This is a genomic window from Winogradskyella aquimaris, assembly GCF_042676105.1.
GTDB classification, from domain to species: Bacteria; Bacteroidota; Bacteroidia; order Flavobacteriales; family Flavobacteriaceae; genus Winogradskyella; species Winogradskyella aquimaris.
On sequence record NZ_JBHTJQ010000003.1, the window covers coordinates 312,820 to 331,595 of the forward strand.

The 18,776-nt window shown below is 34.6% G+C and carries 15 protein-coding genes and 3 tRNA genes; 6 read left to right on the plus strand and 12 right to left on the minus strand.

Annotated elements, in window-relative coordinates; genetic code table 11:
• Positions 1-47: 47 nt before the first annotated feature.
• The 5 genes from pdeM to ACFQ1K_RS04270 all read right to left on the minus strand — a co-directional run bounded on the left by pdeM (position 48) and on the right by ACFQ1K_RS04270 (position 6,424).
• Positions 48-695 carry a ligase-associated DNA damage response endonuclease PdeM gene (pdeM, locus tag ACFQ1K_RS04250; protein WP_320556568.1) on the minus strand — a complete coding sequence of 216 codons (648 nt, stop codon included), beginning with the start codon at positions 693-695 and terminating at the stop codon, positions 48-50.
• Complete coding sequence (locus tag ACFQ1K_RS04255; protein WP_320556567.1) at positions 696-3,149, minus strand: ligase-associated DNA damage response DEXH box helicase; 2,454 nt, start codon at positions 3,147-3,149, stop codon at positions 696-698.
• Positions 3,146-4,735 (minus strand): ATP-dependent DNA ligase, encoded by a 1,590-nt coding sequence (locus ACFQ1K_RS04260; RefSeq protein ID WP_320556566.1) that lies wholly within the window; start codon positions 4,733-4,735, stop codon positions 3,146-3,148. The genes ACFQ1K_RS04255 and ACFQ1K_RS04260 overlap by 4 nt, the downstream gene beginning before the upstream one ends.
• Positions 4,732-5,769: a ligase-associated DNA damage response exonuclease gene (locus ACFQ1K_RS04265; protein ID WP_320556565.1), complete on the minus strand. Its 1,038-nt coding sequence runs from the start codon at positions 5,767-5,769 to the stop codon at positions 4,732-4,734. Before ACFQ1K_RS04265 ends, ACFQ1K_RS04260 begins: the two co-directional genes overlap by 4 nt.
• A 61-nt stretch (positions 5,770-5,830) precedes the next feature.
• Entirely contained in the window at positions 5,831-6,424 is a 594-nt protein-coding gene (locus tag ACFQ1K_RS04270; protein ID WP_320556564.1) for a hypothetical protein, read from the minus strand.
• A gap of 143 nt (positions 6,425-6,567) precedes the next feature.
• On the opposite strand from ACFQ1K_RS04270, the gene ACFQ1K_RS04275 reads away from it, so the two are divergent.
• The 6 genes from ACFQ1K_RS04275 to ACFQ1K_RS04300 all read left to right on the plus strand — a co-directional run bounded on the left by ACFQ1K_RS04275 (position 6,568) and on the right by ACFQ1K_RS04300 (position 9,449).
• Positions 6,568-6,651: transfer RNA gene (locus tag ACFQ1K_RS04275), tRNA-Ser, on the plus strand.
• A gap of 18 nt (positions 6,652-6,669) precedes the next feature.
• Positions 6,670-6,744: transfer RNA gene (locus ACFQ1K_RS04280), tRNA-Pro, on the plus strand.
• Positions 6,745-6,750: 6 nt separating this feature from the next.
• Positions 6,751-6,824, plus strand: a tRNA-Arg gene (locus tag ACFQ1K_RS04285).
• A 267-nt stretch (positions 6,825-7,091) separates the two neighbouring features.
• Positions 7,092-8,324: a tyrosine-type recombinase/integrase gene (locus tag ACFQ1K_RS04290; protein ID WP_320556563.1), complete on the plus strand. Its 1,233-nt coding sequence runs from the start codon at positions 7,092-7,094 to the stop codon at positions 8,322-8,324.
• A complete protein-coding gene (locus tag ACFQ1K_RS04295; RefSeq protein WP_320556562.1) occupies positions 8,321-9,157 on the plus strand; it encodes a hypothetical protein in 837 nt (278 codons plus the stop codon). Before ACFQ1K_RS04290 ends, ACFQ1K_RS04295 begins: the two co-directional genes overlap by 4 nt.
• A 61-nt stretch (positions 9,158-9,218) precedes the next feature.
• Positions 9,219-9,449, plus strand: a complete 231-nt coding sequence (locus ACFQ1K_RS04300; RefSeq protein ID WP_320556561.1) for a hypothetical protein — start codon at positions 9,219-9,221, stop codon at positions 9,447-9,449.
• Between the two features lie 33 nt (positions 9,450-9,482).
• On the opposite strand, the gene ACFQ1K_RS04305 is transcribed toward ACFQ1K_RS04300, so the two are convergent.
• The 7 genes from ACFQ1K_RS04305 to ACFQ1K_RS04335 all read right to left on the minus strand — a co-directional run bounded on the left by ACFQ1K_RS04305 (position 9,483) and on the right by ACFQ1K_RS04335 (position 18,773).
• Positions 9,483-11,975 carry a UvrD-helicase domain-containing protein gene (locus ACFQ1K_RS04305; protein ID WP_320556560.1) on the minus strand — a complete coding sequence of 831 codons (2,493 nt, stop codon included), beginning with the start codon at positions 11,973-11,975 and terminating at the stop codon, positions 9,483-9,485.
• A 23-nt stretch (positions 11,976-11,998) separates the two neighbouring features.
• Entirely contained in the window at positions 11,999-12,703 is a 705-nt protein-coding gene (gene rnhA, locus ACFQ1K_RS04310) for a ribonuclease HI (protein ID WP_320556559.1), read from the minus strand.
• 25 nt (positions 12,704-12,728) lie between these two features.
• A complete protein-coding gene (locus tag ACFQ1K_RS04315) occupies positions 12,729-15,602 on the minus strand; it encodes a type I restriction endonuclease subunit R (RefSeq protein ID WP_320556558.1) in 2,874 nt (957 codons plus the stop codon).
• A complete protein-coding gene (locus tag ACFQ1K_RS04320; RefSeq protein WP_320556557.1) occupies positions 15,602-16,720 on the minus strand; it encodes a DUF4268 domain-containing protein in 1,119 nt (372 codons plus the stop codon). Before ACFQ1K_RS04320 ends, ACFQ1K_RS04315 begins: the two co-directional genes overlap by 1 nt.
• A 9-nt stretch (positions 16,721-16,729) precedes the next feature.
• Positions 16,730-16,936 carry a hypothetical protein gene (locus ACFQ1K_RS04325; protein WP_320556556.1) on the minus strand — a complete coding sequence of 69 codons (207 nt, stop codon included), beginning with the start codon at positions 16,934-16,936 and terminating at the stop codon, positions 16,730-16,732.
• Positions 16,937-17,057: 121 nt separating this feature from the next.
• Positions 17,058-17,348, minus strand: coding sequence for a hypothetical protein (locus ACFQ1K_RS04330; protein WP_320556555.1), 291 nt, complete (start codon positions 17,346-17,348; stop codon positions 17,058-17,060).
• A 21-nt stretch (positions 17,349-17,369) separates the two neighbouring features.
• Positions 17,370-18,773, minus strand: a complete 1,404-nt coding sequence (locus tag ACFQ1K_RS04335; protein ID WP_320556554.1) for a Shedu anti-phage system protein SduA domain-containing protein — start codon at positions 18,771-18,773, stop codon at positions 17,370-17,372.
• Between the last annotated feature and the right edge of the window lie 3 nt (positions 18,774-18,776).

Sequence of the window (18,776 nt, forward strand, 5' to 3'; positions counted from 1 at the left end):
TTAAATTATCGATAAAAAGTGTAATTTATTCGATAAAAAGCATTTTACTACAACTTGAAAATAGCATTATCTGTAAATGTATAACTAATAACATCATTTGAATTCGCTTTGGTATTTAATCCTGTAAACAAACTGAAAGCAGGCAAAATAAGTTGTTGCTTCGTTACCTGATAACAAGGAAGTTTTACCTTTTGCTTACCCCTTCCCTTAATGAGCACACCTGGATGAATATGACCCGAAATGGTAAATTCATGCAAAGAATCATTTTTGGGTTCATGTATAAAGTAAAATGGCTCAACGAACAACTGAGACTCTACCTTTATCCCAAGCTGATTCATTAACCGATTTGATTGCCGATCGTGATTTCCTTTTATTAAAACTATGTGTAGATTTTCAAATTGGCTTACCCACGATTCAAAAGTTAATATATTTGAATTATTCTCAGCGTGAAATAAATCACCAACAATAATGAGTTGCTGTACTTTAAAATGACGTATTAACTGCTTTAAACGTTCCAAATCTTTTTGAAGAATGTCGTCAGGCACTGGTATGCCGTGTTTACGAAAATGGGCCGTTTTTCCAATATGAAGGTCCGACAGGATTAAAGCCTTTTCGTCAGGCCAATAGATGGCACGTTGGTTGGTCAAGCTTAACCTTTCATTAGCTATGGTAATATGTTCAGTGACTATATTCAATTAATCAATCTTAAAAGCTTGTTCTTTAATGCGCTGAATGCGTTTGTCTAAGTTCTCATTACTAATGGTACCTCGTAGGCTATCCACTTTTAATGGAAAACTCAATGGTGTGAACGACTTGGCTTGTTTAACGATTATTTTGCTTTTGGTAATACGTTCAAAAGCCTGCTGCAAACGAGCCTCTTCTAAATGCTGATTGAACACTTCGGTATACGCCTGACGAAGCAATAGATTATCAGGCTCGTAGTCTTCCAAAACTCTAAAAATCAATCCAGATGACGATTGTAAGCTTTTGTTATTTTTTCGTGTTCCTGGTTGTGATTGCACCACTAGACCTGCAATCACTGCAATATCCCTGAATTTTCTTGAGGCCATTTCTGAAGCATTAATACTCGCAATGACATCATCCATCAAATTTTCCTTACTTAACAGGTCTTTAATTGTTGTGTCATCTACAGGAATGGGCTGGTCACTTAACAATTCGAAACCGTAATCGTTCATAGCTATGGTAAATGTAATCGGTTTGATTTTACTGATTCTGTAGGCAATTAATGCCGAAAACACTTCATGCACCAAACGCCCTTCAAACGGATACATAAATAAATGATGTCCATCCCTGGTTTCTATGAGTTCCACTAAAAATTCATCAGCTTTAGGGATATGGGAATGCTGATGTTGCCGACTCACCAAAGGGTTTAAAAATCGTAATTCTTTTTCCAATCTGCTTGGTTCTAAAGCATGTGATAATTGCAATCTTAAAAAATGACTTAAGTGCGACGTTAAAGGCAGTCGGCCACCAAGCCAACTCGGTGACACTGCTTTTTTAGCCTTACTCTTTCTCACAAGCGCAGTCATATCCTTAATTTGTACCAAATCTAAAATCCGACCGGCGAGAATAAAGCTATCACCAGGTTTTAATTTGGAAATAAAAAATTCCTCAATCATACCAATATAACCGCCAGAGATGAACTTAACCATCATATGGGCTTCACTCACAATAGCACCAATATTCATGCGGTGTAACATACTTATGCGCCTACTTTTTACTTTGTACTTGCCGTCATCATCCAAAATTACCTTGTGAAATTCTTCATAAGATTTAAGGGTTTGACCACCTTGGGTAATAAATTGTAGACACCACAACCAATCGTCTTTAGTAATGTATTGAAACGCATGTACTTGTTGTATTTGCTGAAACAATCGCTCAGCATCAAACCCTTCACCAACCGCCAAAGTGACCATGAATTGCACCAGCACATCAAAGGTCAGTACCATGGGGTCGCGTGCTTCCACCTGCTTATTTTTAATCGCTTCTTTTAAAGCTGAAACTTCTACTAATTCTAAGGAATGTGTTGGCACAAAATAAATTTTAGAGCGTTCAAACGGTGAATGACCACTGCGTCCTGCGCGCTGCATAAACCGAGCTATACCTTTTACCGAACCGATTTGAATCACACAATCCACAGGTTTAAAATCGACACCCAAATCCAATGATGAGGTGCAAACGACGGCTTTTAAATAACCTGAAGCAATATTATCCTCAATCCAATTTCGTAGTTTTTTATCTATAGACCCATGATGAATGGCCAATAGGCCTGCCAAATCGGGTTGAGCGTTTAAAAGCACCTGATACCATAATTCAGCTTGACCTCGTGTATTGGTAAAGATTAAAGTCGTGGTATGCGCTGCTATGATGGGTAGGATTTTATCAGCCATTTTAGCACCTAAATGACCTGCCCAAGGCAATACTTCAATCTCATCTGGTAAAACCGAAATAATATCTAATTTCTTTTTATGCTTCGCGGTAACCTGGGTAATTTTTAAATTGGGATAAGGCAACAAGACCTGTTTGGCTTCGTCTAGATTTCCAATAGTGGCTGTGATGCCCCAAATACGTAGTTTTGGTGCATACTGTCTCAATTGAGAGAGCGCTAATTCGGTAAGTACACCACGTTTATTTCCTAGAAGTTCGTGCCATTCGTCAATAGCCACGCATTTAACGCCTTTAAACCATTTGGAATTTTTCTTTTGGGAAAACAACAAATGCATGGTTTCTGGTGTGGTAAGCAAAACATCTGGCATGAGACGCTCTTGTTTGCGCCTTATGGCTGTTGGTGTATCACCATTTCTTACTTGTACCGACCAATCCAAACCTATGTCCTCAACAGCCTCGGTCATGGCTTTGGCCAAATCTTTAGCTAGAGAGCGCAACGGACTAATCCAGAGTAATTTTAATCCTTTGTTGTAGTTCTCAGGATGATTAAGATAATCAATGACTACTGCTAAAAACACCGAAAACGTCTTACCATATCCCGTTGGCGCCACTACCATACCAGAATATCCATTAGCATAACGCTGCCAGGTTTGCTCCTGAAAGGTAAAAGGTGCCTGACCCTTTTCTGCCATCCAGTTGTTTATGATACGAAGGCCATTGCTATCTTTAAATGAACTCAAGGTGCTGTGATTAATTGTTTTACGGATTCAATAGTATCAATATCATCTACAGGTTTATCCTTTCTCCATCGAGCAATACGTGGAAAGCGCAAGGCTACACCCGATTTGTGCCTATTGCTCAAGGCAATTCCTTCAAAAGCAATCTCGAAAACCAATTCAGGTTTTACGGTTCTCACCGGACCAAATTTCTCAATGGCATTTTGGTTGACCCAACGTGATATTTCGGTAATTTCTTTGTCTGTAAGTCCAGAATAGGCTTTCGCCACGGTTACCAATCCATCATCTTTTTTTACCGCAAACGTATAGTCTGTATATTTTGAACTACGTCTTCCACTACCCTTTTGAGCATAAATCATAACCGCGTCTATGGTTAATGGGTCGACTTTCCATTTCCACCAATCGCCTTTTTTGCGACCTGTATGGTAGGGTGATTTTTTTTGCTTCAACATTAAACCTTCACTATTGATGACCCTGCTATTATCCCTAATAGCATGAAGTTCTTTCCATTCATTAAAATTCACAATAAAAGATAGTTGAAGTATTTTAGGTAAAGTGATACTTGTAAATATTTTCTCTAAATGTTGACGGCGTTTTTCAAAAGAAATGACCCTAATATCATCACCATTTAACTCTAAAATATCGTAAGCCTTGAAGCCTACAGGTACGTCTTGCAATAATTTTTTGGTGACATGTTTTCGATTTAGACGTTTCTGTAAATCGTTAAATAGCAACACGTCGTTATCCTTCATGGCTAGAATTTCCCCATCAATCACAAAATCATCCTGAAAATTGGATATGGCCTCTACCAATTCCGGAAATTGTTTGGTTACCAACTCTTCACCTCTAGACCAAATATAAATTTCGTTATTCCGCTTTACAATCTGTCCTCTTATCCCGTCCCATTTTTGCTCTACCATCCATTCATTGGGCTCTCCCAATTCTCCTAAATTCTTTTCCAAAGCATAGGCCAGACAAAACGGATAAGGCTTAGAGTTATCATAATTTATATGACTACCATTTATAAGGGCTTCAAAGGACATCATCTCAACCTCCCAGTGACCAATAATACTATGCATGATTTGGTTAGCATCAATTCCTGTAAGTTTAGCCAAAGCATTGACCAATGTTTTTTTGGATACACCAATTCTAAAGCTGCCACCAATGAGTTTATTAAAAATAAGCCGTTCTTGTTGGTCCAGACCAGTCCAAGCCTCTAAAACAAAAGCTTTTTTCACTTCATCGGATTTTGATTTTAAAGCCTTTAGTTCCATCATCCATTCGTTAAGGCTTAAATCCAAGTGATGTGTAGGTTTGGGCAACAGTAAGGCCAAGGTTTCCCCTAAGTCACCAACGGTACTATAGCTTTCTAAAAACAGCCATTCTGGAATGTTCGTTAATTCCATGCACCATTCTTTCATTAAAGTAGTTTTTACAGGCCGTTTTGGTCGTTTTCCTGTAAATAAAGCAATAAGCCATAACTTATCCTTATCTGGTGCTGTAGCAAAATAATGGACCAAAGCGTCCATCTTAGCATTGGTTTTATTGGTGATTTCTATAGCACTGATGAGTTCTGAAAACTGCTTCATTTGGATTCTAGTTTTTCAGTTTCTGATTCGGCCGCTTCTAGTGCTTCATCACCATATTCAGTTTTCAATTCCTTGGCTTTAATACCAATTTCATTCAAATATTTTGAAAAAACCGCTTGAGAACCGTGGGTAACATATACCTGCTCGGCTTCCGTAGCTTTTACTGCGGATATTAGACCATTCCAATCCGCATGGTCACTAACCACAAAACCTGCATCTACAGCTTGCCAGCGTCTATTGCCTCGAATTTGCATCCAGCCAGAACACAAGGCTTTAGCGGCATTAGGGATACGTTTTAACATGCGCGAACCTAACAAGGCAGGTGGTGCAATAATAATTTTATTCCGTAGTTTTTTTTTATCGAGGTCTGCCGACCATAATTTAGTCTTTGGCAATTGGATTCCTGAATTAGTAATGGTTTCGTTTAAGTTGTGAATAGCCCGATGCACATAAATGTCCTCAATTCCTTCCAACAAAGACATCAAGCGCTGGGCTTTTCCTAAAGAATAGCCGAAAAAAACCGATGTTCTATTGTTAGCTTGATTTGCTGTTACCCAAGAATGTAACTGCTCTCGAAGTCTATCTTCGCTTTGCCAGTTGTAAATAGGTAATCCAAAAGTACTTTCGGTTATGAAGGTATGGCATTCAACTGGTTCGAATGGTGTGGTAATAAAATCGGGTTGTGTTTTATAGTCACCCGAAAACACCACGACATAGCCTTTATATTCCAAACGAATCTGTGCTGAACCAATAACATGACCAGCGGGATGAAAACTTAAATTTACACCGTTTATGGTTAACGTTTTGTGGTAAGGGATACTTTCAACTTTAATATCTGCTCCTAAGCGATGTTGTAAAATAGCTTTAGAATCATCGGTGCATAAATAGCGTTTCATACCCCAGCGTGCGTGGTCTGCATGGCCATGAGAAATTACTGCGTAATCCACAGGATACCATGGGTCGAGATAAAATCTTCCCTGTGGACAATAAATCCCTTTTTTCGTGAATTTAACAAGTTGGTTTTCCTGAGACATAGCATAGCGAAACTATTGAAAAAGTAAAAGGTTGCGTAGTAAAATTTCGTTAAATTTTGAATTACAAAAAACCTTTTTCCGCAATAACCATACGTTCACCCCATAATTTAACAAGAAAGGCTATATCAATAGGAAAAAAGGAAGAAGAACCATCAGAATTATACTTAACTGGACATTTTATCCTATTTCCATCTACTATTTCGCAGACTTTTTTACCATCATCTAAGATAAATATATTTTTCTCGTCTAATTTCTCATATACACGCTTTAAATCGATTATAGCATACTTTATAAAATCCTTGGCACTTTTGAAATCTGACTTAGAACTATCAATAATGCCATAAGTGAAGTAATGTGCTTTCATTTTATAATATTCAGATTTATGGCGATCTTTTATTTGATTTAAATCTCTTCTATACCTTATTGTGAAATCGGTATAATTTTGATATTTCTTTTCTCTAAAACGCTCTTGTACGGTCATGATTTGATTACCGTTTTTAAAAATATAATCAATACCATCTACCATATCAATGTACTTCGCATAGTCCTGTTTCAACTGAATTTCTTTCCAATCTATTGGCTTATAAATCAACGGGACGGCCAAGTTTTGATGCACATAGTCTGAAAAGCTCCTATCTATTTTGTATTTAGACATCGTTTTATAAATGTAACCCTAAGATCAACACTATCAAAGTGATGTAAAGTTTGATATAAAAAACTAATAATTTTTTTGCGTTCTTTAATATGAAAAGTTACATTTGCATCCGCAATTTAAGAAACGTTCTTTAATTGATTATTGGAGAGGTGCCAGAGTGGTAATGGAGCAGATTGCTAATCTGTCAACGCGTAAGTGTTGCCCGGGTTCGAATCCCGGTCTCTCCGCATCTAGATAACCAGTTTCGGGGTGTAGCGTAGCCCGGTTATCGCGCCGCGTTTGGGACGCGGAGGTCGCAGGTTCGAATCCTGCCACCCCGACTTAATGGTCGCGTAGCTCAGCTGGATAGAGCATCTGCCTTCTAAGCAGACGGTCACAGGTTCGAATCCTGTCGCGATCACTTTTTATTATTCACTATTTTTCACTTCCCCGCGTTACGCCAGTAACGACGGGGATTTTTGTTTCTCATGGTTTCGGTGAAGTTCATTTAAAACCACTAAAATGATTCACCTTGGATTCACCAAAAATGAAAAGATTCACCAAAAATGGAAAATCGACGCCATTCAAATCATGATTGGCTTTTTAAATTCTTTTGACTTTTCCAATGTCATTTTTTTGTTCCGCTGTGGATTATCAAAATCAATAGTTTAACCAAAAAACAATTATTATGAACACATCATTAAAGTTTTTCATTAATAAGGCTAAGGAAAACAAGAAATTAGAGAGAAGCTCAATTTGTTTGCGCATTGTACAGAACAAAAGCAAGGCTGAAGGTAAACTTAGTCTTGTGCCAGTGCATAAAGAAGATTATAAGTTTTGGAATATTAAAACACAACGTTTTGATTCTAAACAAAAGCGATTTAATAGTTATAACTTAATGTTAAACGCCTTAGAGAACGAATTCCATAATTATTTAAGAGAAAACCGTCACGATTTAGCGAGTATTAGACCTAAAGCCATTCGAGACCATTTACTTGATAGGAATAATGGAGACAAGAACTTGAATCTTCTTGAATCTATTAAATCATACTATGTTAACGACATTTTACCAGACCGAGATAAAGCAAAGGGGACTAAGAAGAATTACAATAAATCGATTAATCACTTTTCAAATTTTATAACCAAGTCCAATTTATTTCATTTGACTCCAGAAGAATTTAAGCGTCAACACGCTCATAAGTTTCTGGACTATTTGAAAAAGCCAGACAATAAAACAGGTAAAATAGCCTTGAAGGGCCAATCGATAAATGCTATTGTAAAAAACATCAAACCTTATTTTAATAAATTACAACTTGAAGAACGCATTATTTCAAATCCTTTTGAGGGTGTTAGAGCTATTGAAAAGAAATCCATTAAACCTAGATTATCTAATGAGGACTTTCTACGCATTATTGAACTAAACCTAGGTAATGACATTAAACTAGAAGCTTACAGGGATATATTTTTATTTCTTTGTTTCACTGGGCTGAGCTACTGTGATGCGATTGATTTAACTTCCTCTGATGTAAAAAACGGTTACATTGAACTATGTCGCAGAAAATCTAAAATCAGGGTGAAGCAATACCTAACCAAACAGGCAAAATCTATAATTCAAAAGTATGAAGGGGAACAACCAGAAAATCGTATTTTACCAAAGCGTAGCCTAGATAAATTAAATCTAAACCTGAAGATCATGGTTTTAATGGCGGGAATAGACTATAACGTTAGTTCGTATTCTGCGCGTCGTTTTTTCAGGCAATCAATTTATGAAGCTGGAATTAGAGAGAGTTTAGTGGTCAAAACATTGATGGGACACACAACCACAAAAGATATGGATAGTCATTATTTATACGTAAATGACTCCATTTTGAAAGACGCTCGGAAAAAACTAAACAAACATTTTAAAAAATTAATGCTATGACATACGATGAATTTAAACAGGAGAATAAAGCTTGGTGGCAAGACTACTTTCCGAAGTTAAAAGCAGAGAAGGAAAGAATTCTTAATGAAATTATCGAAGATAGAATTCAAATACTTGAAAATTCTAATGTAGACAAACTCAATTATTTAGTCAAAAATATTTTTGAATTATCAGTCTTTAAAGACAACCGCACCTATGATATTTTGGAAAGTATTGGGATAGGTAAATTGGTAACAAAGTTTTTCGTTGATGCTGAGGTTATTTTCCATAGTCTCGAGAAGCATTATGATAAGTCTATTTATAGGTTCCCAATAAAAGGGATATGGATTTATTATAAAGCCTTGAGTCAAGTTTTTTTCTTTAAGCAATTAGTTCATGAATTAGGACTAGACTTTGACAAGGAATTGGATAAATTACGTCGACAAGAAAAGAACGGCAATGTTAGCGAAGCGATTCTAGAAGATTTGAATAAACTAGGCCAAAATTATATTGAACTAAAAGAAGAAATTCCAGAGCTAAGATTAATGGTATCAGATAAATATATTTCATCGACATTAAGGAAAGTAGTTAATAAGCCACACAAAACAGTTCTATTTAACTTACTTATTACAATTCAAGAATTCAGTTTAGCATCACCTATTGACTACAAGGATTTAGATAAGTTTTATGCTAGATTTTATGATCTTATGGAGATATTATCTAGAGACCTAACATATCTATGGGACGATACAAAAGACAGAGATGTAAGGTCTAAGTATGATTCAGATGATAGTTTTAAGGCAAAGCGTGTAAAAAGCTTGCTTAAGCTTAAAGGATATCAAAAGGCTAAATGATGTAATTTTTTTGTTCCGTTGATAGTCAATATTGTTTGGATATTAGCAAAAAAAAAGAATCATGAAAAAAAATAACAAAAACCACAAAAACCTTAAGGAATTTCCAATTATGGGTGATTGGGTTCCTCGCATTGTTGTAAAAAAATTTTTTAACTACGGAAACACTAAAATGGCATCATTTGCAAGAGACCATGATATAAGGGTATCTAGAATTGGGAAACGAATTTTTTATAAGTATTCTGATTTGCTTAGATTAATTGAGGATAATACAGAAATCGAAAACTTATACTAAGCTTTTATGAGCCTTTTATTAAAGAACATAAGTTTAATCTTCTAATATTGGTTTGCGCATACTTGTTTTTCCGTTAGATAATTTACCCGTTTTATGACAATACTTTTCGGGATAATCCGGATTTTCAAATTGAACCCAACTTTGAAAAGCATTATAACACATAGGACGATCTGGATTAAAAGGAATCTCCTTTCCTGTTCTAATACAATATCCATTCAATCTCGCATTTTTACTTTTATTTGTTTTATAATTAGTTGAATACTTATAGTTAATATTATGTTTAGAAGGGGCTTCATAATCTTTATTTGGGGTAGATACATGGATATTTGTTAAATTATCATAATCAAAATCAGATGTTTCGCCTCTATTTTCAGAAGTATGAAGATTGATGGACTTACCACATTCAGGACAGAACTTATAGTGGTCTTCAATTTTAGAATCACAGTTGGTGCAAAGTACCAAGGTATTTGTAATAGCTATTTTTTCTTTCTGTTCCCGCTGAATAAAGTCATTGGGAATATCTCTAATAAAATCAGAAACTGCACCCTTTTGAGATATCAAATACAAATAATCTTCCGCTCTAGTTAAAGCTACATAAAATAATCTTCTCTCTTCTTCTAATAAGTGATCGTAGTCTGTAGGTTTTATAACTTGATAAATTTTGTCTTGTAACCAAGGATCAGGAAAACCACCTTTATTAGAATGTAGCCCTAAAATAAATACGACTTTAGCCTCTAGCCCTTTAGCACTATGTATTGTTTTAAACTGAATTTTATGCCCACTATCCTTTAGCGCTTGTTTTAAATCAGATGCCATAGCCGAACGTCTATAAAGCACCAGTATTTCCTCGGGACTGATTCCTTCATCGATATGCTTTTCAATGGTTTCCCATATAAAGGAATTAGACTGTCCTTCTTGCTCTTCGTAAAATATTTTAATCTTTTGCCCACCACGCTTTACTGCTTTGATGTCCTTAGGAATTTGAAACTTATTTTTCTTTATAGCTTCTGTGGATGCATTTACTATTGAATCGGTGCTTCTGTAGTTTAGATTAAGAGTTAAAAGCTCTGAATCTGAAAAATGCTGTTTGAAATTAACTATATAGCCTATTTCAGAACCTCTAAAACCATAAATGCTTTGCCAATCATCGCCTACACAAAAGAGCTGTGTCTCCTTTTTAGTAAGTAAATTAAGCAACTTTACTTGAAGATTGTTGACATCCTGGAACTCATCAACCAAAATAAATTTATACTTATCCTGGTATCTTTCTCTGATATTGGGATATTGCTCCAAAAGTTGAATACTCTTTGTTAATAAACCATCAAAATCTAAATATGATCTATTGATACAATACTCATTGAATGCGTCAATGATTGGAATGGCGAGTTCATAGAACATACGCACTCTTTCAAATTCACTTTTAGAAGCTTCTTCTAAAATTTGACCAATTGGTTTTTCTGAATTTACAATTTTGTTCCGTACTTCATTAACCTCCCTAAAGAAACGTTTAATTTCTTTTCTGAAATTTGAAAACTCTTCATCATAATGCAAAACAGTGGCTGAACTTAAATCGTCACTTATTCTCCCCTTAATAACACGATCTAATACTTTATTGAAAATCGCTGAATTATGGGTAGCATCATCATAAGTTTTAATGCATGTATTACCTGCAATCTTCATTTTACCTTCTTTCCAAAACGAAGGATGGCTTTTATTACTAATATGCTCTAAATATACATTAGCTTGAGGTATAAAAAAATCAGGATGAAAGGTTGATCTGTCAACCTTCACCTCTGGTTCATAAACGTAATCTATACTATTACGATACAGCCAATCTGCAATATACTGTTCCGATTTAGATCGTACTTCATCGCCTTTTAAACTTGTGAAATACTTTCCTTCTGGCCTAAACTCTTCCTTTTCTTTGGTATCAGGAATAAAATCAACAAAATAATCTAGAATGTACCGCTTCAATCTTAGGAGAAACTCTTTATTTTGTGAAAGATTGATTGTTACTTTTTCAATTATTTCACTTACTGTTTCTTCGGCGGTATTTCCAATAAACTCGTTGTTACCTTTCTTATCTGCGACTATTTTGAACTTATTATCAAACACATGAACACCGTCATTCTTGATAATCTGATAACAAAGACTATGGATAGTTTTAATAGTCAATTTACTTAACCAAGGAAATTTATTTAAATAGTTCTGACGTTCTTTATTTCTCTCAATAACTGTAATTCCTTTAGTTTTTAAAAACTTTTCATAATATCCCGTTTTGTCTGAAGAGACAATCATTCTGTCCAACATTTCATTAGCTGCATTTTTTGTAAAAGTTACAGCAAGAATGTTTTTTGCATCCACGAGCTTATCATCCATAAGGTAGTTAATTTTGTGAAGCAAGGTTTTTGTTTTTCCAGAACCAGCACCTGCTAGAACTAGAAGACGCTTACATTCTGAAAGTACAGCTTTAAGTTGTTGCTTGTTTAATGTTGATAAATCAGTTTTGGTTGAAAGGTTTTTCATTAAGTAAATTTGATATTGGGGTTTTAGAATAAGGTGTTATTATTGTCTAATAATTCTCGTTTTGCATCTTCGACCATATACATAGCTTTGCAATTAGGACAATATAAATAATATTCAAAATAATACGTTTGGTGTTTCTTAACCTTACGTTTATTAGGCACTTTTTTTATTGTAGGTGTATTACATTTTCTGCATAAATCGCCTTCTTTTGTAATACTTTTTTCTTGATAGTCTTCTATATTTTCTAAATAATCCAAATAACCATCATCTTTTACCTTATTTTCAGAATGGATTCCTAAATTGGCTAAATAATCGCAACGTTCGTTTTCTATGTGACCAGCGTGGCCTTTCACCCAATTAAAGTTAACCTCATGTTTCTCTAAAACCTCTAATAAACGTTCCCAGAGATCTTTATTTAGAACGTATGCATTTTTCCTGCGTATCCAATTATTTTGTCTCCATTTTAAAGCCCATCCTTGTTCAATACTATCAATAACATATTTTGAATCGGAGTACACTGTAACTTTAGCTTTTGTTTTTATTTTTTCCAAACCAAAAATTACAGCCATTAATTCCATTCTATTATTGGTTGTAAATTCATAGCCACCAAAAAATTCTTTTTGTCTGCCCTTATGCTTTAATATGGTACCAAAACCTCCTTTGCCTGGGTTTGGTTCAGCACCACCATCGGTAAATAATTCTATGTATGGAATTTCTTTATCTTTCAATTACAATTCGTTTAAATATGGTTAATTAACCTGTCATACCATTGACAAATACCTCAACAAACTCCTTCATTTTTAAAATAATACGTTCACCTATTTCGCGTGCTTTTAAAATACTGGGTCTATTATCCAAACATTTAAAAACTTCATTTCTTATAGGTTCTTGACCACTATAGATATAACTGTCCATTAAAGCATTAAACTGGGCCTTATCTAAGTTTTCTTCTTCACATAATTTTGCTAGGGCTAAAACTTTTTGTTCTTGCCAATAGTTTTCAAACTCATCCTGAATAGCATCTACATCCTCAATATAAGGTAAGTTTTCTTCTATAAATTTTTCTATGAGTTCACGTTTGCTACGCAATTCAATTTCACCTGCTAATAGGTCAACAATAGCTTTTTTCTGTGCTTGTACTTCGGATTGTTTAGCCTCTTTCAACTTTGCTAATAATTTAAGAATGTAGGCGACATTGATCTGATCACGATGAATGAGTTCTAGCTCAAAATCTATATCGTCTAATATGGAAGTCTTATGCTTTTGACGATCCATTTTGACTTTATCATGCAAGTCTAAATATTTGCTCTTATAATTCTCAAATGTTTGCTCGTCGATATCCAAATCATCCCAATCAAAATCTACATAAGATTCCAACACATTTCTAGCGCGCAATAACTTTCTAAAAGCCTGAACAAATTCTAATTCTTGGTCCTCACCTCTCAAATCATCCACGCTTTGATAAGTTGGTGTGATTTGCAACAGATTTTCTAAAGCGTCATCAAACTTTGATGCAATGGCTTCGTATGGTGGTATGATGATATCTTCTTTCGCATCCTTATTTGAAAACAAGGTTATGGCCTCATCCGTGGCTTTTTTAAGATTACGAAAACACAAAATATTCCCTTGAGATTTTTTCTCGCCTAAAATTCGATTAGTTCTTGAATACGCTTGAATTAGCCCGTGGTAACGTAAATTCTTGTCCACGTAGAGCGTATTCACTTTTTTGGCATCAAAACCTGTCAGCATCATATTGACCACAATAACCAGGTCTAAACGGTCTTTAACATCATTGAATGTTGCTTTTTCCCTATCCTTTAAACGCTTACTGATATCTTTGAAATAGTTCTCAAACTGCTGACTGTCTTTAGTAGAAAAATTAGTATTATACATGGCATTATAATCTGCAATGAACTCATCTAGTTTGTCTCTCGTATGACTGGTTTTATATTTTGAAGGTGGCTCTGCGGCAATATCAAAGTCGTAATCTGGCAGGTAATCTTGGGCATCCTTATCTTCTTCATTAGCACCATAAGAGAATATCGTTGCTATCCGCAAATTATGTTCTCCGGCTTCTTTTTTACGTTTAAAGATGTCATAGTATTTAATCAAGGTATATATACTGCTTGTTGCAAATAAGGCTGAATATTCTTTGTTAAAGGTCTTCTGACCATGATACGCAATAATATAATCCGCTATTTTTTCTAGTCGTCTTTCAGCGGCGAAGACTTCGGCTTTGTCAATGTCTTCTACTTCAATATCGATGAAGGTATTGCCCTTTTGTTTGTATTTGCCCACATATTCAATACCAAATTTCAACACATTTTGGTCTGCAATGGCGTCTGTGATGACATATTTGTGCAAGCATTCGCCAAATAAATCTTTAGTAGTACGTTTCCCTAAATCGTTTTTTGAGGCATTGTCTGCAAATATTGGTGTACCTGTAAATCCGAAGAGTTGATTGTTGGTAAAGTATTCGGTGATGCGTTGATGGGTTTCGCCAAATTGAGAACGATGACACTCATCAAAGATGATAACAACTTTCTTGTCTTTTAAAGACGCTAACCTCTTTTTATAATGGTCCTTGCTTATAGCATTGTTGAGCTTCTGAATGGTGGTAAGTACCAATTTAGAATCATCTGTGAGTTGCTTTACAAGATTATTGGTGTTGTTGGTTACATCTACACTATCCTTTTTAAAGCTATTAAACTCCTTCATGGTTTGGTAGTCCAAATCCTTACGGTCTACAACAAATAGTACTTTATCTACCGAAGGCAAATCCATAATGATTTGACTCGCCTTAAAAGACGTCAAAGTTTTACCAGAACCTGTGGTATGCCAGATATAACCATTATCTGTAGAAGTTTTTACTTGCTCTACCAATTTTTCAACAGCATAAAACTGATAAGGACGCAAAATCATAAGAATTTTGTGCGTCTCATTTCGTACAATGTACTTGGCGAGCATCTTGCCCAGATGGTCCGGATGTAGAAACGCATTTGTAAAATCCGGAAGTTCCTTTATGTTTTTGTTATGCTCATCAGACCAAAAGAAGGTTTGCTTTACAGATTGCAAAGCGTTATTGGCTAAATATTTAGTGTTTACGCCATTACTGATGACAAAGAGTTGCACATATTGAAATAAACCATGATTAGACCAAAACGAATGGCGTTGGTAGCGGTTAATTTGATTAAAGGCTTCTTTGATTTCTAAACCACGACGTTTAAGCTCAATTTGAACTAAAGGTAAGCCATTGACTAAAAGTGTGACGTCGTAACGGTTTTTATAAGTACCCTCTTGGGTAATTTGATGGGTGACTTGGAACCGATTTTTGGTCCAATCCTCCGAATTAAAAAAACGAATATAGGTTGGCTCACCTTTATCATTTGTGAACTGAAAACGCCCTCTTAAAGTGTTGGCTTTTTCAAAGACATTGCCTTTGGCTAAATGATTAAGGATGGTCTCAAACTCTTTATCTGAAAATTGTGCTTGATTAAACGCCTCTAATTGGCTTTTTAAGTTATTTACCAAAGCCGAACCATCCGGTATAACAACAGATGTATAACCCAAACCAATAAGGTGGTTAATGAGATTTTGTTCTAATATGGCTTCGGTTTGTTTCGTCATTAGTCTATTTCATTATTAACCTTCATCCAATAAGGTAAAAGAACGTCATAAAATGGTTTCATTACATCACAATACCAATTTATAATAGCTTCAGGATTTTTTCTCCAACCATCGACATCGCCGGTAATATCTAATGCTGACCTTTCAAATTTAATACGTGCTGCTTTTTTTCCATCTAGTCGTTCCCAAACCATATCGCCCAATTTGAATTCATTTTGAATTTTTAATTTATATTTGCGCATTGCATCAAAAAACACCTTGTCCTCGTCTTGACCAATATAAAGTTCTACACGATAACCGTTGCGACCAATACAAAACCCAAATGAACCTCTACCTTTCAAAGTACTTATATTAAAATAAGGTTTTGCGTTTACATTATCTAACAAATCCATTTTACGATTTCGAAGTTCTGACTTTAATTTATTCCAGAATTCTACTAGTTGTGTTTCAGTTTGAGCCACTTTTTTACTCTTAGTTTTTTCTTCCAATTCCTTTTCCATAGCATCAATCATAAACTCTTTGGTTTCTGGCAATGGGATTATCTGTTCAATTTGAAGAAAAAGTTCCTCTCCTTTACCAAAGGGAATGGCTCTAAAACATTGAATCTGAACGCTGTGCTGTAGTAACCAAAGAACAGTTGAGGTCACTTCTTTACGATAATTATTAGCGACAAAAATGATACGTTGGTCATTTCTATTAAGTAATAACCCATCTTCATCGATGTCCAAGAACTCTAGGACATTATCCTTAGCGTCTTCTTCTAAACTTTGACCATCTAAATACTCTTGATAAATTTTTAGTATCTGTGTTGTAGACAAAGTTGAACAATAAGACACATATTTTAACGCCTGCCAAACCACATGACGGCCTGTATCGTCTAGCTTGTTTTCAATTACAACTACATTACCACTTTTGTCCAATGCCAATAAATCTAAACGTTCTTGGGTATCGTTAAAGCCATCAAATTCTTTTTGAATGATGAGTAACTCTTCTCCAAGGATTTCTGGATTTTTGGCAATCCATTCCTGCAAATTTTCACGTTCCCTAAATTGAAGTTCACTGAACTTGCGTTCTTCAAGTTTAATTATGTTGTTCTGTTCTCTATTTATTCTATACATAATTCATAGTTAATCCTCTAAATTTTCTCTAGTCTCAATTGCTTTTATTTTGGCTTTTGCTAATTCTATCTTTTTTTCAAATGAATCAATTACCTCTTTTCTTCGATTATCATCAATATCGTGAAATTCATATTTGTAAGCCCAAATGGTGTTTTCAAATCCTTCTATTTCCTTTTTTAGCTTTACTATTTTCTCTTTGTCGTCCATCGGTTTCATTTTTTAAACAAACATCTTTTATAACAGGTCTTTTTTTTTAAACTGTTGGGATCATATTATTTGTCGGATTCTTGGTTCTTTAATGAAGTCAAATTAAATTAGTTTTTAAATTACTCTGACACTAATTTTCAAAAATGTATATCAATTTCTTAGGATTTACATCATTATAGTTTTCTAAGTAATTCATCAATGCCTCTCCTTGTGTTTTAGAAATATTTGAACCAAATCCCTCTAATTGGTTTATGAGTAGAGGTACAAAATTTTTACATGTCATCTTTACAGAACTGGCAGAAGTACCAATTTGCATTACAACATCTTTTTCTGTGTTTTTGTAATCTTCAGTTTTATAGCGTTTAACAAATTCTGTAATTACTAATAAACAATCTTTTTTTGTCCATTTATGTTTTGCCATAATTAAAAATTTGTCAATTGTTTAGTCATCATCATCTTTCGCAGTATCTCCATCAGAATCTATATCTTCTTTTGTTAACTCTAGTCTAGTCCTAGCATGTTCTAACAGCTCAGAATAAGTCATTATACTGATATTTTTAAGAGAGCTTTTCAATTCTGTGTAAGCTCTGTTTCCGTTTGTTTCATATTCAACTTTGGATATTTTTGCTTTGTTTGATGCAGATAATTCTTTATAGGGTTTAAAGATTGTTTTAAATGAACCCATAATGATTATAGCCTTGGGCCTTACACTTTCTATATACATAGAGCCACCTACTTCATCGTTTAAATATTCTTTAATTTTTTTTCCTTTAATCTTGAAATCATCATCATTATCCTTCAATACTGTAGTAATATATCTCTCTGATTGACCTATTGCAATAGATAAGTCCTTTGAAGGGTAGAACTTTTTTCTACTACAATCACATTCTAAAAGGAACCTGTCTGGTCTTTTTAGTTCAACCACTTCTACATCTCCAAGGTGCGTGATTAATATCAAATCGAATTGACTTCTTGATAATTCACCAGTATGAACAACATATTTATCAGTATTTAGAAGTGCGGGCACACCGAACAAAGTAGATTGTCCGTACTGTGTTAAGATTTTTTCCATTAGTTGCTCTGGACCAGTAACATCCTGTTTCAAATAACCAAAATGCTTTTTTCCTAATTCTTTTGCAATAGGAACAGTAATATTATCTTCTTCAAGTATTTTTTCAATGGTTTCAATTAACCATTTTACTTGTTTGTTAACTTGTTTTTCAATTACAACCTGTGTACAATCGCCTTCTTCTAATTCAGCGGATAGAGCAATAATGTCTTTTTGGTCTACTTTACCACTATTAATTACCTCGCGAAGCATCAAATTATAATCTTTTTCAATTTGTGTTTCTTGAATATCAAGGTCATAATTCTCATTTAAAAACGGACGCATTCTATTTTTGACACGAACAGATTTTGTTTTGCCCTCTTCCCTGTTAATTTCAACAAAATCATCATAAATCTCAGACGTTATTGAGAATACGTCATCTTCTATTGCATTTACGTCCGAACCAATAATTATTTCATTTATTTCTTGACCTGATACACTTTTCATTAATTGTATCAAAGGTCGCGCGTATTTTGGCGGATTGGGATTTGTGGAAGTAATATATTTTAAATTTTCATGCTCTAAAGGGATTCTAACTGTGAAATCGTCCTCTACAACACTTACAATACTATTTGGATAATACCTATATATTGAATACACAACTTCATTTTCATCATAGGACATAAAAATATTATCATCCAATTGGATATTACCATCGACATCTTCTAGCTCCTCACTTGTAATGTGATTTAACTTTGTTATGAGTTTCTCGTACGGTGTTTTTTTATATCCTGGCATTAT